The sequence below is a fragment of the Neobacillus niacini genome (assembly GCF_019749295.1).
Taxonomy (GTDB): Bacteria; Bacillota; Bacilli; order Bacillales; family Cytobacillaceae; genus Neobacillus; species Neobacillus niacini_D.
On record NZ_JACWFG010000018.1, the window covers coordinates 1 to 17,744 of the forward strand.

Sequence of the window (17,744 nt, forward strand, 5' to 3'; positions counted from 1 at the left end):
GGAAGCCTTGAGAAAGGTTTCCCTACTTTATTTGCATTGGAGAAAATTGGTCCAGGTTTGACCTTTATATGTAATTCTCAAGGAAAAAAGGTATTGTTTCAACAAAAATTTTTAGAAAATTAAAAACCTATTGACTATAAATAGTAGAGATGATATCTTTAATTTATTAGTTAGTTTAATGAACTAACAAAAAAACTAAATAATATTTTATAGCAATTTACATTTTTGAATTTGATAATGAAAGGGATTTCAAAAGGGGGTAGTAGCTTAGTGTGAGCAAGTAGGGGGGATTCTCTAAATCTTCCAGAAAGTTTTTTTAAAATAGTATTGAGAATGTAAGCGGATTCAATTATCATATAAACAAGGCATTTAGTTAGTTTATTAAACAAATAAAAGGATAAAGTTTCCATCGGAGATTATTAAACAATAACTTTAATGAAAGCGGTTAAACCGCTCAGGGGAGGAACTGCACATGACATCAGCAGTTAATAATCAGCAATACAATAAAGCAAAACTTTGGGAAATTGGATTCTTCGCATTAAATAATACTGCAACAAATCTTTACATGTTTATTTTGGCTTTTGTGTCCTACTATGCGGCGGGAGTTGCGGGGATTGCAGTAGTTGTAGTAAGTACCATCTTAATGAGTATGAGAATTTGGGATGGGGTTACTGATCCAATCATTGGTTTCTTGGTAGATAAAACCGAAGGCAATTTCGGAAAGTTCCGACCGTACATGGTGATTGGAAATATCATCTTAGCTGCTACTATTCTCGTATTATATAATGTTACACACTTATTACCGGAATCATTTAGACTGTTTTTCTTCATCGCAATCTATGCGATTCATATTATTGGATATACATGTCAGACATCCGTTACAAAGGCAGCACAAACAGTCTTAACAAATGATCCTAAACAGCGTCCTTTATTCGCAATATTTGATGGAATTTACAACACATTGCTTTTCACAGGCGGACAAGTTTATGTAGCATCTTATTTAATTAAAAAACATGGCGACTTTAATATGGGTTTATTCACTGAACTAAACACGCTGGCGATTATTCTTGCAGGTGTATTTACCGTATTAGCTGTAATTGGTATTTCCAGCAAAGACAAGAAAGAGTATTTTGGATTGGCAGAGGATACAGTTAAAACGAAATTCAGCGATTTCTGGCCGCTTCTAAAAGGTAATAAAGCGTTACTAAAACTAATTTTTGCTGTAACCGTTGACAAATTAGCATTCTCACTTTTGCGCCATTCCGTAGTAATGGTTATGTTGTTCGGGATCTTAATCGGTGATTATGAGCTGAGCGGTACAGTATCGATGATAACCATTGTTCCAACATTATTGATTACATTCTGGGCAGTAGCAAAAGCAAGAAAAACAGGTATGAAAAAAGCATTCCTTTTCTCAACTTGGATTGCATTAGGCAGTTTCGCTGCATTAATTGCCATGTTTACTCTAATCGATGGTTCAAGTATCTCCATGTCTAACCTTGGAATCACAACCATCTTATTCTTTGTTTTATACACAATGGCAATGGGCTTTGGCGGCGTTCCATCAACACTTGTTAACCCAATGATTGCGGATGTTTCCGATTATGAAACGGATAAATCAGGAAGATACGTACCAGGGATGATCGGAACATTGTTCTCTTTCATTGATAAATTAATCACTTCTTTGGCACCAGCAATTGTTGGTTTTGCAGTAGCGTTAATCGGGTTTAAAGATGCATTCCCAACAGTAACAGATACGTTAACACCAGAATTAAAACTTGTAACGATTATTTTAGCCTTCGTTATTCCAGCTGTTGCATTAGTTATCTCAGGTCTAACGATGTCTCGCTATGAACTTGATGATAGGAAAATGGCAGAAATACAAGAAAGTATTGCTGCTAAGAAATCAAAGAGTAAAGTTGCTTAATGAAATAAAAAGCTCATATCAAACTCAAAACGGTTAACTTAATAGACATAAATTCCCCTTGTACAGTGTGCAAGGGGAATCTTTTAAATAGGACTGCTTTTAATATATTGGTATAAATATAATGAGAAAGTCAGTGCCTTTTGTATTGGAAAAATCAAAATGCTGTAAGGATCTTCTAGGATCAGTTTTTATTAAAAAGGCGTGTTAACAGCTAAATGTTTAGAAAATTAAAAATTTATTGACTTGGAATCATAGAGATGGTAATCTATATTTAATAGTTAGTTCATTAAACTAATTAAAAAATAGAATAATAGTTTACTAGCTATTTTATTTTTTGGTTAAAAATGAAAGGGGTTTCATAAAAAGGAGGCGGCAAGGTCAGCGGGGCAGCGAGTAGTGATTTGGTGTTGTACAAGAGGGGATATTTTTCGGGGGAATTATCCCAATATTCAAAGAAATGAAAGCGGTTAAATACGAGGGGGCGAAATCATGTCAAATGTTAAAGTAGAAAATAGTAATCAATACAACACAGCGAAATTATGGCAAATTGGTTTGTTTACATTAAATAATACCTCAACAAATCTCCATTTATTTGTTTTAGGTTTTGTTACCTACTATGCAACTGGAATAGCTGGACTTGCAGTTATGGTGGTAAGTTCGCTATTAATGGCGGCAAGGCTGTTTGATGGAATAATAGATCCTGCTATTGGTTATATCATTGATAAAACAGAGGGGAAATTTGGCAAGTTCACGCCGTTAATCGTTATCGGTAATATCATTTCAGCAGGTACAATCCTAATTATCTATAATGTAACTCATCATTTGCCGGCATCTGCACAATTTATTTTCTTTACTGCTATGTTAATTGTAAATAAAATTGGTTATTCCTTGCAAACGAGTGTAACAAAGGCTGCACAAACCGTTTTAACGAATAATCCAAAGCAGCGCCCATTATATGCGATTTTTGACGGAATTTATAATGCAGCTCTTTTCACAGGCGGGCAAATTTACGTTTCTTCTATCCTAATGGCAAAGCACGGTGGTTTTAATCTTGGTTTGTTTACTGAATTAAATGGCTATGGACTTCTCTTATCTGCAGTATTTGCGGTATTAGCAATCGTGGGTATTTGGTCGAAAGATAAGAAGGAATACTATGGTTTAGCAGAAGAAGGAACTCAAACTTCACTTCGTGAGTATTGGGGTGTTATTAAAGGAAACAGACCATTACAGATGCTTTCACTTTCTGCTTCTTTTGATAAACTAGCAACGAGTATCGCTCGTTACTCCGTGGTTGGAGTTATGTTATTTGGTATTTTACTAGGGGATTATGCGTTAAGCGGTAAAATAGGTCTCATTACGCTGGTACCAACATTGATTATTACCTTCCTAGTAGTTGGAATTGCAAGAAAAACTGGTTTAAAGAAATCATATGTAACTTCGGCTTGGATTGGAATGTTTTCTTACTTAGCACTGATTGCATTATTCTTACTAGTTGATCCAGCTTCCGTTTCACTATCTCATATTGGATTGACCACTATCTTATTCTTAGTCTTATATTCCTTAGCTGTTGGCTTTTCAGGGATTCCAACAACGCTTGTTGTTCCAATGATTGCCGATGTATCAGACTATGAAACACATAAATCAGGCCGTTATGTACCAGGAATGATGGGCACGATTTTCTCTTTCATTGATCAGCTCGTTTCATCATTAGCTCCAACAATCGTAGGGGTCATGGTTGGGGTCATAGGTTACAAGGAAAAGTTTCCTGAGGTAGGGGAAGCTTTAACAACACCATTGTTTGCTATAACGTTATTAGTAGCATTCGGTTTACCTGCTCTATGTTTGGTAGTATCCATTACGGCAATGAAATTCTATAAATTAGATAATAAAGAGATGGAAAAAATTCAATCTGGTATTGCGGAAATTAAAGCAAATGGAAAAAAAGGCAATAAAGCTGCAATTTAATAGAATTTCAATTTGGAACCCTGGCGGATGCTGGGGTTTTTTTGAATAAAAAAACCAACTCACATTTTATTTACGTGAATTGGTTACGATTGGTTCGTGAGTATCAAATGGTAAGTATTCTGTGTTTTTCTCAAACTTCTCAATTAATGATAACAAGATCTTTTTCATGTGTTTAACCCCCAGTGTTTTGATACTCTTATTATCATGGAATTGGGTGTTTTTCACAATGTTGCTGAAAACGGAAACAAAGGCAATGAAAACGAGAACAATGTTAATGAAAACGACAATCATCTCATTTTTTCTTACTAATTCGCATGTTTTCTCGTTTTTCCTCTGTTTTTCACTTTGATGACTCTTCAAAAGCAAAGCTTAACTCTTTAACCTCTAAAAAGTTCTTAATTGCCAGCGCACAAGCGCCCATACTGCAGGCATTTTTACCAAATTCTGAAATCATCAGTTTTCGATACTGACCTAGTGTAGAGGTTAACTTTGCTTCAATTTCTTCTAATGCGTTTGGATATAAACGGAGTAATTCACTATTTATCACTAAAATCTCAGGATTATAGAGGTTGATAATATTGTTAAGTCCATATGCTAGAAACTTTATATAATCTCTCATTAATCTATTGATCACTGGATCCTGTCCTGTGAACCAAACGCGTAAATCTTCATAGGTAACATTTTCTTTATTTTGAGCTGCAGACAACTGCTTCATAAAGCTTGATTCAGAGGCGTATTGTTCCCAGCAGCCTAGATTTCCGCAACTGCAAGGAAGACCGCCTGGAACGATAATCATATGCCCAATCTCGCCAGCATAACCATCGCAGCCCTTAAGTAATTTGTTGTTTACCATAATTCCTAAGCCTATTCCCGAATACAAACTAACCGATAATAAGTTTTCACTATGATAATGTTTATAGACGATTTCAGCGAATGAACACAAGTTAGCGTTATTTTCGACAATGATATTGACACCGGTTTCATTTTTGAGATCTGCCTTTAGATTTTTGTTATGCCATTGATGGTAAGGTACAAAATAGATGGTTTCATCGTTATTTACAATACCATGAATGCCAATGACTACCCCGATTAAGCCATAAGGTGCATGAGAACATTTCTCTTTATAAAAAGTAATCTGTTCTGCTAACAATTTTAGAATTAAATCATACTCAGATGTTTCCATCTCGATAGAATGGGAGTGGACTAGGGCCCCGCTTAAATTGGATAATGTAAATGTAATAGAATATTTATCCAAGTCAATTCCTAAAGCAAAGCCTGCTTGATTGTTAATCGACAGCATAATCGGTCGTCTGCCTAGGTTTTTATGCTCCTGCTGTGTTTCAATAATTAAGTTCTCTTCTAATAAATCAGCTGCCTGAACTGAAATAGTTGCCTTGTTTAAGCCAGTAATTTTTGCTAAGTCGGCGCGGGATATCATGCCGTGTTCAATTATTTTACTGATAATTATTGCCCGATTTATTTTTTTGATAAATGAAGCATCTCCTGTAACCATATAAGCACCTCCTAGGTTGAATGTTTAATGAACCATGAAATATTTAAAGGTTAATAGTTCCTCTTAACAATTGACGTAAATAATCCATAATGTTATTATACAGTTAATTAGTTTGTTTGGTAAACAAATTAAATTACTATTTAAAATTATTTTCCAAACAAATATATATATATATTCTTTTGTAAGGGATTACAGATTTTTTGTAAGATAAAGAAAGGCAGATACATGGAATAATATCCCTTGAGGAACACTGAAGTAGAAAAGGAGTGAAACAGATAAATGGGTATTTTACAGGATTTATTAAAAGATATTCCGGTGCCGAAAATGGCAAAAGTGAAAGTGAAATTTGATGACCAGAAGATAGACAATTTAGAACAGGCTTTGATGGAGAAATTACAGCAGGAGCATATTAAGGCTTCCGTTAAACCTGGAATGGAAATTGCCTTAGCGGTTGGAAGCAGGGGACTTGATCGTCTTGTGGAATTAACGGCAGTGACAGTTAAGTTTCTTAAAGAACTTGGTGCAAAGCCTTTTATTGTTCCAAGTATGGGCAGTCATGGCGGTGCAACCGCTGAAGGGCAGCGTGAGGTTTTAGCACATCTAGGTGTTACCGAGGAAAGTGCCGGCTGTGAAATCCGCTCTTCCATGGAAGTAGTAAAAATCGGAGAACTGCCGAATGGGTTACCTGTTTACGTGGATCAATATGCTGCAAATGCAGATGGTATTGTTGTGATTAACCGCATTAAGCCGCATACGGCATTCCGCGGACCGGTTGAAAGCGGCATTATGAAAATGATTAGTATTGGCTTAGGAAAGCAAAGAGGTGCAGAGGCTTGTCACCAGCTGGGCTTTAAGTATATGGCAGAAAACGTGCCAGCGATGGCAAAAATGATTATGGAGAAAAAGCCGTTTCTTTTTGGAGTAGCAACGATTGAAAATGCTTTTGATAAAGTGGCCGTGGTTGATGTGCTTTCACCTGAAGAAATTATAAATAGAGAGGCAGACCTTCAGGCTAAAGCGAAGGAATTGTTACCGAAGCTCTTCTTTGAACAACTAGAAGTCCTTGTTATTGATCAGATTGGTAAAAATATCTCTGGTGATGGAATGGACCCGAATATTACAGGCCGATATCCTACTCCATATGCTCATGGAGGACCGGACGTTAATAAAATGGTCGTTCTCGGTTTAACTCCTCAAACAGAGGGAAATGCCAATGGCGTGGGAACTGCTGATTTTACGACCAAGCGTTTAGTGGACAGAATGGACCTTGAAGTAACCTATGCCAATGGATTAACTTCAACTGTTGTGGCCCCAACAAAAATCGCAACAACTTTGCCGAATGACCGTGAAGCGATACAAGCGGCTGTAAAAACAAGCAATATTTTAGATTTTACAAAAGTAAAAATGGTCCGCATTAAAAATACGTTGGAGTTAAGTGAAATTGAAGTATCTGAAGCTTTAGTAGAGCATGTGAAACAGCATCCAAATATGGAGTTAATTTCAGAACTTTATGACTTGCCGTTTGACGAAAAAGGAAACTTATACTAAAACTAGGGAGAGTTGAAATATGAAGAACTTATTCGATTTAACAGGGAAAACAGCTGTAGCTATTGGAGGAAATGGTGTATTAGGTTCAGCAATGGCAAAAGGCTTGGCCGATCATGGTGCGAAGGTTGCGATTGTTGGCCGTAACTTAGAAACCGCGGAAGCTGTTGTTAAGGAGATTATTGAAAATGGCGGGGAAGCGAAAGCATTCCAGGCGGACGTTAGTTCAAAGGATTCTTTGGTTCAAGCTGCAAATGAAATTGAACAATGGTCCGGCGGCTGGGATATTCTATTAAATGCACCTGGTACCAATAGCCCCACTCCATTTTTCGATTTAGATATGGACGAGTACGATAAAATTATGGATATTAACTTAAAAGGCATCGTCATGACTTGTCAGATTTTTGCTAAACGCATGATTGAGCAGGAAAGAAAAGGCAGCATTATCAATATTTCATCGGTTTCATCGACAACTCCTTTATCAAGAGTGTTTACGTACTCAGTTTCAAAAGCAGGGCTTAATAGTGTAACTCAATTCCTAGCCCGCGAGTTTGCAACCAGCGGTATTCGTGTTAATGCAATTATTCCAGGATTCTTCCCAGCGGAACAAAATCGCAAAATCTTAGACAAAGATAGAATTGAATCCATCATGGGTCATACTCCGATGAAACGCTTTGGAGAAGCAGAAGAACTTCAAGGTGCGACCGTGTTCCTTGCCTCTGACCAAGCTTCCAGCTTTGTAACAGGCGCGCTTTTACGAGTAGACGGCGGTTTTGGAGCAATGACCATATAATTTACACATATAGCATTATGCCACTCAATATCTTGTATAGTGGGTGGCTTAATAAATGTTAGGGGAAAGGAGATTAGACCATGTTAACAGAGAAATATAAAAACTTACAGTCGATTCTCCGAGAAATGGAATCAGTCGTAGTAGCATTCTCAGGCGGTGTGGATAGTACCTTTTTGTTAAAAGCAGCTGTTGAGACCTTAGGCGCTGGCCATGTTCTTGCGGTTACAGCGGACTCGGAAACCTATCCCTCTAGTGAGCTTTTAGAGGCGAGAGAATTAGCTGAAAGAATAGGCGTCAAACACCAAGTCATTGAAACGTCTGAATTGGCGATTCCTGGCTACGCAGAGAATAATAAAAATCGCTGCTATTTTTGTAAAAGCAGCTTATTTGATCATTTGATTCCGGTCATGGAAGAAAAAGGCTATAATAATGTCATTTATGGTGTAATTGCGGATGATATGAATGAACATCGTCCAGGAATGCAGGCAGCAAAGGAAAAGGGAATTCGCGGACCTCTGCTTGAAGCAAACCTTTTCAAAGAAGAAATCAGGGAGCTTTCACAGCAGTTTGATTTGCCAACCTGGAATAAACCTTCATTTGCCTGCTTATCGTCAAGAATTGCTTACGGTGAGTACATTACAAAAGAAAAGCTGACAAAGGTTGAAAAAGCAGAAGCGTACCTTAAGAGCCTGAATATTCGCCAAGTACGAGTAAGAACGCATCAAGAGATTGCAAGGATTGAAGTTGAGCCTGATGATATGAAAACCGTTCTTGAAAATCATGACGCGATAGTCAAAGAACTGCAGGAGTACGGTTATAAATATATAACGTTAGATTTACTTGGATATAAGAGTGGAAGTATGAACAAAGTTCTATCGAATTTAGGCTGAGAAAGTACTTGATTTAAAGAAGGCTTTGGGGAAAATCCAAAGCCTTTTCTATTAAAGTAATAGAAAAGGCAATAATAGATATAATTGACACATATATATTGTTACTTGAAAAGGAAGATGAGTATGCCAAGAGAGTTTGTAATTGGACTTGATATCGGAACGACTAGTGTAAAAGCTTGCGTATTTCACTTAAATGGTAAATTGGCTGCAGAAGCAGAGAAAATGAATACTTTTCAATATCCGCAACAAGGCTGGTCAGAACAAGACCCAATTGAAATCGAGCGGTCAGCGGTCTCTGCCATTCGGGAGGCGGTTGAAAAAGCAGGTGCGGAAAAAGATGAAATCCTCTCTTTAGGGTTCTCGGCTGCCATGCATTCTCTCCTTTGTGTGCATGAAGATGGAAGACCTCTGTCACCGGCTATTATTTGGGCTGATGGAAGAAGTACTGGGCAGGCAGAAACAATTAAGAAAACAATTGGAAGTACTATTTATGCAAAAACAGGAACTCCGATCCATCCAATGACTCCTTTTTTAAAGTTATTGTGGATGAAAGAAACTAATTATGAACCATATAAACAAGCTGCATTTTTTATGTCGATAAAGGAATATTTAATTCAATGCTGGTTTGGTGAAAGAGTCATCGATTATTCTATGGCTTCGGCTACAGGGTTATTTAATCCCCAGACACTTGAATGGGAACAAGAGCTGCTTGAGATGACAGGTATTGGCAAGGAACAGCTTTCCGAAATCGTTCCCCCAACCAAAGTGTTGAACGGTCTTAAAAGGGAAATTGCTGATGAAATGGGAATACATCCAGAAATGCCTTTTGTGATGGGCGCGGCAGACGGCCAACTGGCAAACCTAGGGATTGGGGCGATTTTACCTGGAGAAGTTGCGGTTTCCGTTGGTACAAGCGGTGCGATCAGGCAAATCAATCAAGGAGTAAAAATTGACGAGAATCAGGAAACATTTTGTTACTCCTTTACAGCAGAATCATCCATTGTAGGCGGACCGACAAATAATGGCGGAATCGTCTTACAATGGTTAAAAGATCTCTTAAATGACGAAAGGGATTTTAGTGAATTCTTAGGTGACGCAGAAAAGGTTGCTCCTGGTGCTGAGGGGATTTTATTCCTTCCGTACTTGAATGGTGAAAGGGCGCCAATTTGGAATCAGCAGGCAAAAGGTAATTTTTATGGGGTTTCGATCACGCATAAAAAGGAGCATTTCATCCGCGCTGTCCTAGAAGGAGTTACCTTTAATCTCTATCAAATCGGGAAAGCGCTGGAAAGGTTAGCGGGCGAGCCGAAAAAAATCTACGTTAACGGTGGATTGGCAAGGTCACCGCTCTGGCTGCAAATGATGGCAGACATTTTTGAAGCGGAAATCTATGTTTCCGAAAGTCATCACAGTGCCGCATGGGGTGCTGCCTGGACCGCTCTAGTGGGAATTGGTAAAGTAGATTCATTTGAAGATATCAAAAAGAATATCCCAATGGGAGATGCAGTGCTTCCAAATAAGGAAACTAGTCTACGCTATAAAGCGATATATGAAAACTATGAAAAGCTTGCTAAGGATATGGCAAAGTACTTTTAATTGATGGTACTGAGGGGTTCATGAAGCCCAAAACTGTGGTGGAAAAGTTAAAATGGTCCTCATGAGGTGTTCATGAAGCCCAAAACTGTGGTAAAAAAGTCAAAATGATCCTCATGAGGTGTTCATGAAGCCCAAAACTGTGGTGGAAAAGGTAAAATGGTCCTCATGAGGTGTTCATGAAGCCCAAAACTGTGGTGGAAAAGGTAAAATGGTCCTCATGAGGGGTTCATGAAGCCCAAAACTGTGGTGGAAAAGTTAAAATGGTCCTCATGAGGGGTTCATGAAGCCCAAAACTGTGGTGGAAAAGGTAAAATGGTCCTCATGAGGGGTTCATGAAGCCCAAAACTGTGGTAAAAAAGTTAAAATGATCCTCATGAGGGGTTCATGAAGCCCAAAACTGTGGTGGAAAAGTTAAAATGGTCTTCATGAGGCTTATTATTGGGAATCACCCAAAATTTTTAAAAGGGGGGAAAACAATGCTTGAAGACATTCTAGAACAAGTTCAAAAAGGTACCCTCAGTATTGCCGAAGCAAAGGACCAATTAGCGACGTTTGAAAACTTGGGTTTTGCAAAGGTTGACCATCATCGGAAGAAACGCCAGGGATTCCCGGAAGTTGTCTACGGCGAAGGGAAAACAGCTCAACAAATTATATCGATTATCCAGGCGCTAAGGGCCAGGAACAATCAGGTTATGGTCACAAGAATTTCAGAGGAAAAAGCAGCAATCGTTAAAACTGCTTGTCCTGAATTTACCTATAATGACATTGCGCAGATTCTATTTTGGAAAGAGCAAAAAACAATAGAAAACAATCATGGATACATAGCAGTTGTCGCTGCAGGAACCTCTGATTTAAGGGTCGCAGAAGAAGCTGCAGTTACAGCTGAAATATTAGGAAGTAAAGTTCACCGTATATATGATGTCGGCGTAGCTGGGATTCATCGGTTACTTAGTCATGCAGAAGAAATTCAAAAAGCGACGGTGTCTGTTGTGGTAGCCGGGATGGAAGGAGCACTGCCGAGTGTGGTGGGAGGGCTTGTTTCTCATCCTGTAATCGCCGTTCCTACTAGTGTCGGCTATGGAGCTAACTTTAATGGATTATCGGCTTTGCTGACCATGCTGAATTCATGTGCTTCAGGAATTAGTGTTGTCAATATTGATAATGGTTTTGGCGGCGGTTATAACGCTGTATTAATTCACCAACTTGCACAAAAAGGGGAAAGAAATGAAGACACTTTATTTTGATTGTTTTTCAGGAGTCAGCGGGGACATGGTCATTGGCGCGCTCATTGATGCTGGTGCTGACCCCGTCAAACTAGTAGAAGAATTAAAGAAGTTAAATATAGAAGATGAATATGAATTGAAATGGAAAAAGGTCAACAAAAATGGGATTACGAGCACGAAGTTTGATGTATTGCTAGCAAATCATGACCATGGACACACGCACAGCCATGCCCAGGATCATGAGCATGGACACACGCACAGCCATGCCCACGATCATGAGCATGGACACTCTCATAGCCATGAACATACTCATGACCACGAACACACGCACAGCCATGCCCACGATCATGACCATGGACACACGCACAGCCATGCCCACGATCATGACCATGAACACACGCACAGCCATGCCCACGATCATGAGCACGAACACAGCCATACCCATACTCATAATCATGAACACAGCCATACCCACGGTCATGACCATGAACACACTCATGATCACCATCATGACCATCGTTCGTATAAAGATATTGTAAGATTAATTGAAGAGGCTGATTTTCCTCAACAAGTGAAAGATACTGCTTTAAAGATATTTAAAAAAATCGGTGAAGCAGAAGGGCTTATTCATGGTGTTCCTTTGGAAAAGGTACATTTTCATGAGGTAGGTGCTGTTGATTCAATAATTGATATCATTGGAACAGCTATTCTAATTCATCAGTTAGAAGTATCCGTTATAAAATCCTCCCCGATTCCAGTTGGAACAGGGAAAATTCGGATTGACCATGGGATCTATCCAGTACCAGCACCTGCAACTCTTGAGATTTTGAAAGGAATTCCGATTGAACACTCAGAAGTGAGATTTGAACTCACCACACCAACTGGGGCAGCCATTATCGCGGTTTTAGCTGAAGAGTTTACCTCTATTCCTTCAATGAAAGTTAACTCAATAGGTTATGGAGCCGGAACAAAAACATTTAAAGACCGTCCTAATGTTGTTCGAGTCATCATTGGCGAATAAATTAATTTAAAAATCAGAGCTGCTGGCCAGAAACGCGGATATAATTCATATAACGCGGATAAATTTGATTTAACGCTGATAAAATTCATTTAACGCCGATATAATACAATTATCGCTGATATAGTCAATTTAACGCAGATTATATTAATCTGCGTTAAATCTTTTATTGAGAGGAGTCTACCCAATGAGTTCTCACCCCCCTAATTATGAACACCTAGATGATCAAATGGTGAAAATGGAAGTAAACTTAGACAATATTCCTGGAGAATGGCTGGGTTACGTCATGGATCTTCTGTTTGAAGCGGGGGCAAATGATGTTTTTTATACCCCGATTTACATGAAAAAAAACAGACCGGGTATTTTGCTTCAACTGCTATGCTCTCTAGAAAATGTAAATAAAATGAAAGAAATACTTTTTAAAGAAACGACAACACTAGGAGTCCGCTATTATCCGTTAACCGTTCACCGATTAGAAAGAGTATTCAACAAAGTGGAGACGGAATGGGGTGCAGTAACGGTAAAAGAAGGGATCCTAAACGGACAAGTTGTGCAGCGGGCACCGGAGTATGAGGAATGCAAGGCTTTGGCACAACTCCATGGTATTCCTTTAAAAAAGGTGTATGAACGTGTATGGAAGATGATTGATACAGTTTAAAGATAATGAAAAAAAGAAGCGGTGCAAATTGGTTAACATCCAAAATGCATCGCTTCTATTTATCTATACTCTTTTTTCGAATTGTACTCGTTTATTAATGAAATAAATAATCGGCATACCTACTGCCATCACAACAAATTCTCCTATTGCCACTGTTAACCAAGTAAATAAGAATGGCAATTCGAATGCTAGGTTTAATTCCCAAGCAATCAAGAACATAGTGAAGGTGAAAACAACGGTATTCACAATCATACGAGCCCAGATTCCTTTAATGAAACGCGCTGATAAAATGGTAATCGATAAGGCTAATAGTGATTGGCCGACACCGAACACAAGGTCATAGGCGACCATCGGAGAAAAGAATAGGTTTGATAAAAATACCCCAATAATGATTCCAAAGATATACTTCTTATTGAAAACAATAAGATGATTAAACATTTCGGAAACACGAAATTGAATATTTGTGAAACCAAAAGGTGCAATTAAACCGGAAACAGCTATGTACAAAGCTGCCAGTATCGCGTTAACAACAAGTGTTTTTATTCTCATATTAATTTCTCTCCTTAGTTTTTTTACGTGGGAGGTTCTCGAACCACGATTTACTGACAAAATATTATATTAATATATACGAATCTACTAGTCAATATAAAGATAGTCTGTGCTTAATAAATTATGTTCAGCAAAGTATATTTTATGTCTTGTTTATGGATAATACTTCCCTTTTTGCACATTCTAATAGTAAAAAAAGGAAAGTATAGTTTATGATTAATAAAAAGAAGTTCGTATTAGTTGTTATGCTGTTGCCTTGGCTGACGGTGCCCTTTATCGGAAAAAATGCAATGAAACGATTTTCACTTACTTCAATCGTTATTGGTCTTTTATTTGGGGCACAGTCTATTTACGCTCATAAAAAAGGCTGGTGGAGGGTTTACACTCAATTATTCCCAAAAACAATGGGTGAAGTTCCATTTATTGTTGGACCATTTTTTGTCGGAGCTATTTGGATATTGAAATTTACATATGGTAAATTTATTCGTTATACCTTGGTCAATCTAGGTATAGATTTTTTTCATATCTTTATTTTTGTAAAATGGTTACAAAGGGTGGGAATAGCTTCTCTCATTCGATTGAAAGAATACCAAGCTCTGCTTCTATTTTCCGCAAATGCTTCAATCATGTATGGATTTCAGAGGCTTATTGATAAAAAGGTAAATCCAAAGAAGCCTAAGTCGTTCATCAAAAGAATCTTACCCTAAATAATAACTGAAAGGCCAGGCTCAGAAATTGTGCTCTGGCCTAGAATTATTGACTAAATACAGTGTTTTTAGGATATCCCACATTGAAACTTCGTGCTATTATATTTCTTGTGAATTCATTACTATGATTGAATAGTATTCAGAATATTAATAAAATAGAGAGAGGAGGGGTTAAATGGAACCCATTATAGCTTTAGAAAATGTATCATTTTCTTACAAAATCAATGAGAACAGTACTGTTTCTGTTTTAAAGGATGTCTCTTTTTCTATTTTTCCGGGTGAATATGTTGCTATTATTGGCCACAACGGATCGGGGAAATCAACATTATCCAAGCATTTTAATGGGCTCTTAACACCAAACACAGGGGAAGTTTGGGTCAAGGGACACAATACAAAGGACGATAGCAAGAAACTTGATATCCGAAAAGGCATTGGAATGGTTTTTCAGCATCCTGATAATCAAATTGTCGCTACTATCGTTGAAGAAGACGTAGCGTTTGGTTTAGAGAATATTGGCGTCCCGAGGCAGGAAATGAAACAAAGAATTGATCAGGCTTTAGAGGTTGTGAAAATGTCGGAGTTTCGGAACAGACCTCCACATCACTTATCCGGGGGACAAAAGCAAAGAGTAGCAATAGCGGGTGTGCTGGCCATGCAGCCAGACTGTATTGTTTTCGATGAGTCTACAAGCATGTTAGATACCTTTGGCAGGAACGAAGTTCTTCAGGTGATGAGAAAAATGAATGAGATGGGTATGACGATTATAACCGTTACCCATCGTATGTCAGAAGCGGCAGAAGCTGATCGGATTATCGTAGTGGAAGACGGAAAAATTGTAATGGATGGAAAACCGCGGGAAATATTTAAACATAAAGAAGTATTAATGCAGCTGCAATTAGATATTCCCGCTGTTAGTCAAATGGCTGAAATGATTCATAATCAAATTCCAACCTTTTCAAAAGAGTTAATCCATGAGGATGAACTAATTGATGAAGTAAAGAGAGTTTCAAAAGTAAGGAGTGGGGAGGTGGTCTAAATGTCGATCATCGAAATAGAAAACCTTTCACATACATACATGAAAGGAACTCCTTTGGAGCATAAAGCTTTAAAGGGGACAAGCATGATGGTCCATGAGGGGGAATGTATTGCCATTATTGGTCACACCGGTTCTGGGAAGTCCACCCTAATCCAGCATTTTAATGGCTTAATCCGTCCTGATTCAGGGAAAGTCGTGATTGATGGGGTTGATTTAACCAAAAAACGTATTGATATTAAAGGATTGAGAAGAAAAGTTGGACTTGTTTTTCAAAATCCGGAGGATCAGATTTTTGAAAAATTAATTGGCGATGATATCGCTTATGGACCCTTTAAACTTGGTTTGCCTTTAAAGGAAGTTAGGGAACGCGTGAAATGGGCAATGGATATGGTCGGTTTAGACTTTGAAGAAATGAAGGATCGGCAGACCTTTGCCTTAAGCGGCGGACAGAAACGTAAAGTCGCATTAGCTGGCATACTTGCTCTAAAGCCAAAGATTTTAGTTCTCGATGAACCAACAGCAGGGCTTGATCCAAAGTCACGAAATGAGCTGCTTGATAAGATAAAGTTCCTAAATAAAACGGAAAACCTAACTGTTATTTTTGTTTCACACAATATGGAAGAGGTTGCTTATTTAGCGGATAGAGTCTATGTAATGGCTAATGGTACCGATGTGTTGTCAGGTACTCCAGAGGATATTTTTACCGATAAGGAAAAACTGCAGCTCTATCAAATTGGGACACCAGAAACGGTACAGGCATTATACCGTTTAAAAGATCTTGGATACAATGTAGATACTTCTGCTTTTACGATTTCAGAAGCAGCTGGTGAAATTATTAAGGTTCTTGCCAATGGAGAGGGGGAGAATCGTGGCTAGTGAATTTGAGTTATCAAGGAATATTACGATTGGGCAGCATGTACCGACTGGTTCCTTTATTCATCGACTGGACCCAAGAATAAAGCTATTAGTTTTTACCATTCTGGTCATAGCCATAGCCCTCAATACCAGTTATGTAGGTAATGCTCTTGGACTGCTATTATCGATTTATTTATTCTGGGCATCAAAAATACCCGTCAGTTATGGGTTATCGGGAATCAAACCTGCGATCCCCTTTATTATTATTTTAGCTGTGCTTCAGCTGATTTTTCAAGGCAATGTATTTTCTGGCGGCAAGGTTTTCTTTGAGTATGGATTCATCTTGATTACAAGTGAGAGTATTAGACTGGTCATTGTTTCTGCTGTTCGCTTCGTGGAAATTATTTTATTAAGCAGCGTGCTCACTCTTTCCACATCAACTACGGAGTTAACCCATAGTATTCAAAGCCTTTTAAGTCCTTTGAAAAAAATAAAATTTCCTGTGCATGAACTTTCGTTAATTATTACCATTGCTATTCGCTTTGTGCCAACCTTTGCGATTGAAATGGAAAAAATGATGAAAGCGCAAGCCTCAAGAGGGGCAGATTTCGGTTCTGGTGAATGGTGGAGAATTATTCAGAGAACCAAGGATATGCTTCCTATTATTATCCCCTTATTTAATATCGCGTTATCTAGGGCAGAGGATCTGATTCTAGCAATGGAATCCCGCTGCTACACACCTGGGAATGATAGGAGTTCCTATTCTGTTTACAGGGCGATAGGACGAGATTACTTAGTATTAATTATTGGGCTATTATTTTCAGCACTATTACTTTTTTATCGCTTTCCATACTAGATAAGATTAAAGGGGGAGAAATAGAATGAAAAGTTCATTATCTGTTCGGAATATTGTTATCGCAGGTGTGCTTGGTGCAGTAGCGATACTTTTAGGCGTTACTCGATTAGGATATATTCCTGTACCTACAGCAGCCGGAAACGCAACCATCATGCATATTCCAGCCATTATTGGGGGGATTATGCAAGGTCCGGTTGTAGGAGCTATTGTTGGGGTCATCTTTGGAGTTTCATCGTTCCTAAACGCAACCGTTCCACTTTTCAAAGATCCATTGGTAGCGATTCTGCCTAGACTTTTTATCGGGGTAGCCGCTTGGCTTGTATATGTTGGTATTCGCAGAAAAAGTGAATACCTAGCGATTGGCACTGCTGCATTTTTAGGTACCTTGACCAATACAGTATTGGTATTAACCATGGCGGTAGTGAGAGGGTACATGGGTGCTGAAGTTGCATGGACAGTTGCTATAACAAGCGGAATTCCAGAAGCGATTGTTGGGACAATTGTAACATTAGCTGTCGTATTAGCGTGGAAACAAATTGGCAAAGGTAAGAAATCTAAGATATCAGAAGATCTATAGTCTTTTAAATAAGAAATCAACCCATTGAGGCCTTGG

Annotated in this window: 16 protein-coding genes and 1 riboswitch; of the genes, 14 read left to right on the plus strand and 2 right to left on the minus strand. The window is 38.4% G+C overall.

Features of this window, described 5'->3' with window-relative positions:
- Window positions 1-472 precede the first annotated feature (472 nt).
- Window positions 473-1,927, plus strand: a complete 1,455-nt coding sequence (locus H0184_RS21290; protein WP_221828216.1) for an MFS transporter — start codon at window positions 473-475, stop codon at window positions 1,925-1,927.
- A 489-nt stretch (window positions 1,928-2,416) separates the two neighbouring features.
- Window positions 2,417-3,892: an MFS transporter gene (locus tag H0184_RS21295; protein ID WP_221828217.1), complete on the plus strand. Its 1,476-nt coding sequence runs from the start codon at window positions 2,417-2,419 to the stop codon at window positions 3,890-3,892.
- Window positions 3,893-4,232: 340 nt separating this feature from the next.
- On the opposite strand, the gene H0184_RS21300 is transcribed toward H0184_RS21295, so the two are convergent.
- Window positions 4,233-5,405 carry an ROK family transcriptional regulator gene (locus H0184_RS21300; RefSeq protein ID WP_221828219.1) on the minus strand — a complete coding sequence of 391 codons (1,173 nt, stop codon included), beginning with the start codon at window positions 5,403-5,405 and terminating at the stop codon, window positions 4,233-4,235.
- Window positions 5,406-5,684: 279 nt separating this feature from the next.
- Between H0184_RS21300 and H0184_RS21305 the strand changes: the two genes are divergently transcribed.
- The 7 genes from H0184_RS21305 (at window position 5,685) to larC2 (ending at window position 13,128) form a co-directional block, all read left to right on the plus strand.
- On the plus strand, window positions 5,685-6,953 hold the full coding sequence (locus H0184_RS21305; RefSeq protein WP_221828222.1) for a nickel pincer cofactor-dependent isomerase, group 22: 1,269 nt from the start codon (window positions 5,685-5,687) through the stop codon (window positions 6,951-6,953).
- 19 nt (window positions 6,954-6,972) lie between these two features.
- Window positions 6,973-7,743, plus strand: a complete 771-nt coding sequence (locus H0184_RS21310) for an SDR family oxidoreductase (RefSeq protein ID WP_221828224.1) — start codon at window positions 6,973-6,975, stop codon at window positions 7,741-7,743.
- Between the two features lie 80 nt (window positions 7,744-7,823).
- The gene (larE, locus tag H0184_RS21315) at window positions 7,824-8,633 is read left to right on the plus strand and encodes an ATP-dependent sacrificial sulfur transferase LarE (RefSeq protein ID WP_221828226.1); all 810 of its coding nucleotides are present in this window, start codon (window positions 7,824-7,826) and stop codon (window positions 8,631-8,633) included.
- A gap of 123 nt (window positions 8,634-8,756) precedes the next feature.
- Window positions 8,757-10,229 (plus strand): gluconokinase, encoded by a 1,473-nt coding sequence (locus H0184_RS21320; RefSeq protein WP_221828228.1) that lies wholly within the window; start codon window positions 8,757-8,759, stop codon window positions 10,227-10,229.
- Between the two features lie 476 nt (window positions 10,230-10,705).
- Window positions 10,706-11,473: a nickel pincer cofactor biosynthesis protein LarB gene (gene larB, locus H0184_RS21325; protein ID WP_221828230.1), complete on the plus strand. Its 768-nt coding sequence runs from the start codon at window positions 10,706-10,708 to the stop codon at window positions 11,471-11,473.
- Window positions 11,454-12,473 (plus strand): nickel pincer cofactor biosynthesis protein LarC, encoded by a 1,020-nt coding sequence (gene larC / locus H0184_RS21330; RefSeq protein ID WP_221828232.1) that lies wholly within the window; start codon window positions 11,454-11,456, stop codon window positions 12,471-12,473. Before larB ends, larC begins: the two co-directional genes overlap by 20 nt.
- Before the next feature lie 184 nt (window positions 12,474-12,657).
- A complete protein-coding gene (gene larC2 / locus H0184_RS21335) occupies window positions 12,658-13,128 on the plus strand; it encodes a nickel pincer cofactor biosynthesis protein LarC2 (protein WP_221828234.1) in 471 nt (156 codons plus the stop codon).
- Between the two features lie 63 nt (window positions 13,129-13,191).
- On the opposite strand, the gene H0184_RS21340 is transcribed toward larC2, so the two are convergent.
- Complete coding sequence (locus tag H0184_RS21340) at window positions 13,192-13,677, minus strand: QueT transporter family protein (RefSeq protein WP_221828236.1); 486 nt, start codon at window positions 13,675-13,677, stop codon at window positions 13,192-13,194.
- 8 nt (window positions 13,678-13,685) lie between these two features.
- A riboswitch (PreQ1 riboswitch) is annotated at window positions 13,686-13,730 on the minus strand.
- 159 nt (window positions 13,731-13,889) lie between these two features.
- Between H0184_RS21340 and H0184_RS21345 the strand changes: the two genes are divergently transcribed.
- The 5 genes from H0184_RS21345 (at window position 13,890) to H0184_RS21365 (ending at window position 17,708) form a co-directional block, all read left to right on the plus strand.
- Complete coding sequence (locus tag H0184_RS21345) at window positions 13,890-14,384, plus strand: hypothetical protein (RefSeq protein WP_221828238.1); 495 nt, start codon at window positions 13,890-13,892, stop codon at window positions 14,382-14,384.
- 175 nt (window positions 14,385-14,559) lie between these two features.
- Entirely contained in the window at window positions 14,560-15,420 is an 861-nt protein-coding gene (locus H0184_RS21350; RefSeq protein ID WP_221828240.1) for an energy-coupling factor transporter ATPase, read from the plus strand.
- On the plus strand, window positions 15,421-16,296 hold the full coding sequence (locus H0184_RS21355; protein ID WP_221828242.1) for an energy-coupling factor transporter ATPase: 876 nt from the start codon (window positions 15,421-15,423) through the stop codon (window positions 16,294-16,296).
- On the plus strand, window positions 16,289-17,131 hold the full coding sequence (locus H0184_RS21360; protein WP_221828244.1) for an energy-coupling factor transporter transmembrane component T family protein: 843 nt from the start codon (window positions 16,289-16,291) through the stop codon (window positions 17,129-17,131). Before H0184_RS21355 ends, H0184_RS21360 begins: the two co-directional genes overlap by 8 nt.
- Before the next feature lie 25 nt (window positions 17,132-17,156).
- Window positions 17,157-17,708 carry an ECF transporter S component gene (locus H0184_RS21365; protein ID WP_221828246.1) on the plus strand — a complete coding sequence of 184 codons (552 nt, stop codon included), beginning with the start codon at window positions 17,157-17,159 and terminating at the stop codon, window positions 17,706-17,708.
- The last annotated feature ends 36 nt before the right edge of the window (window positions 17,709-17,744 follow it).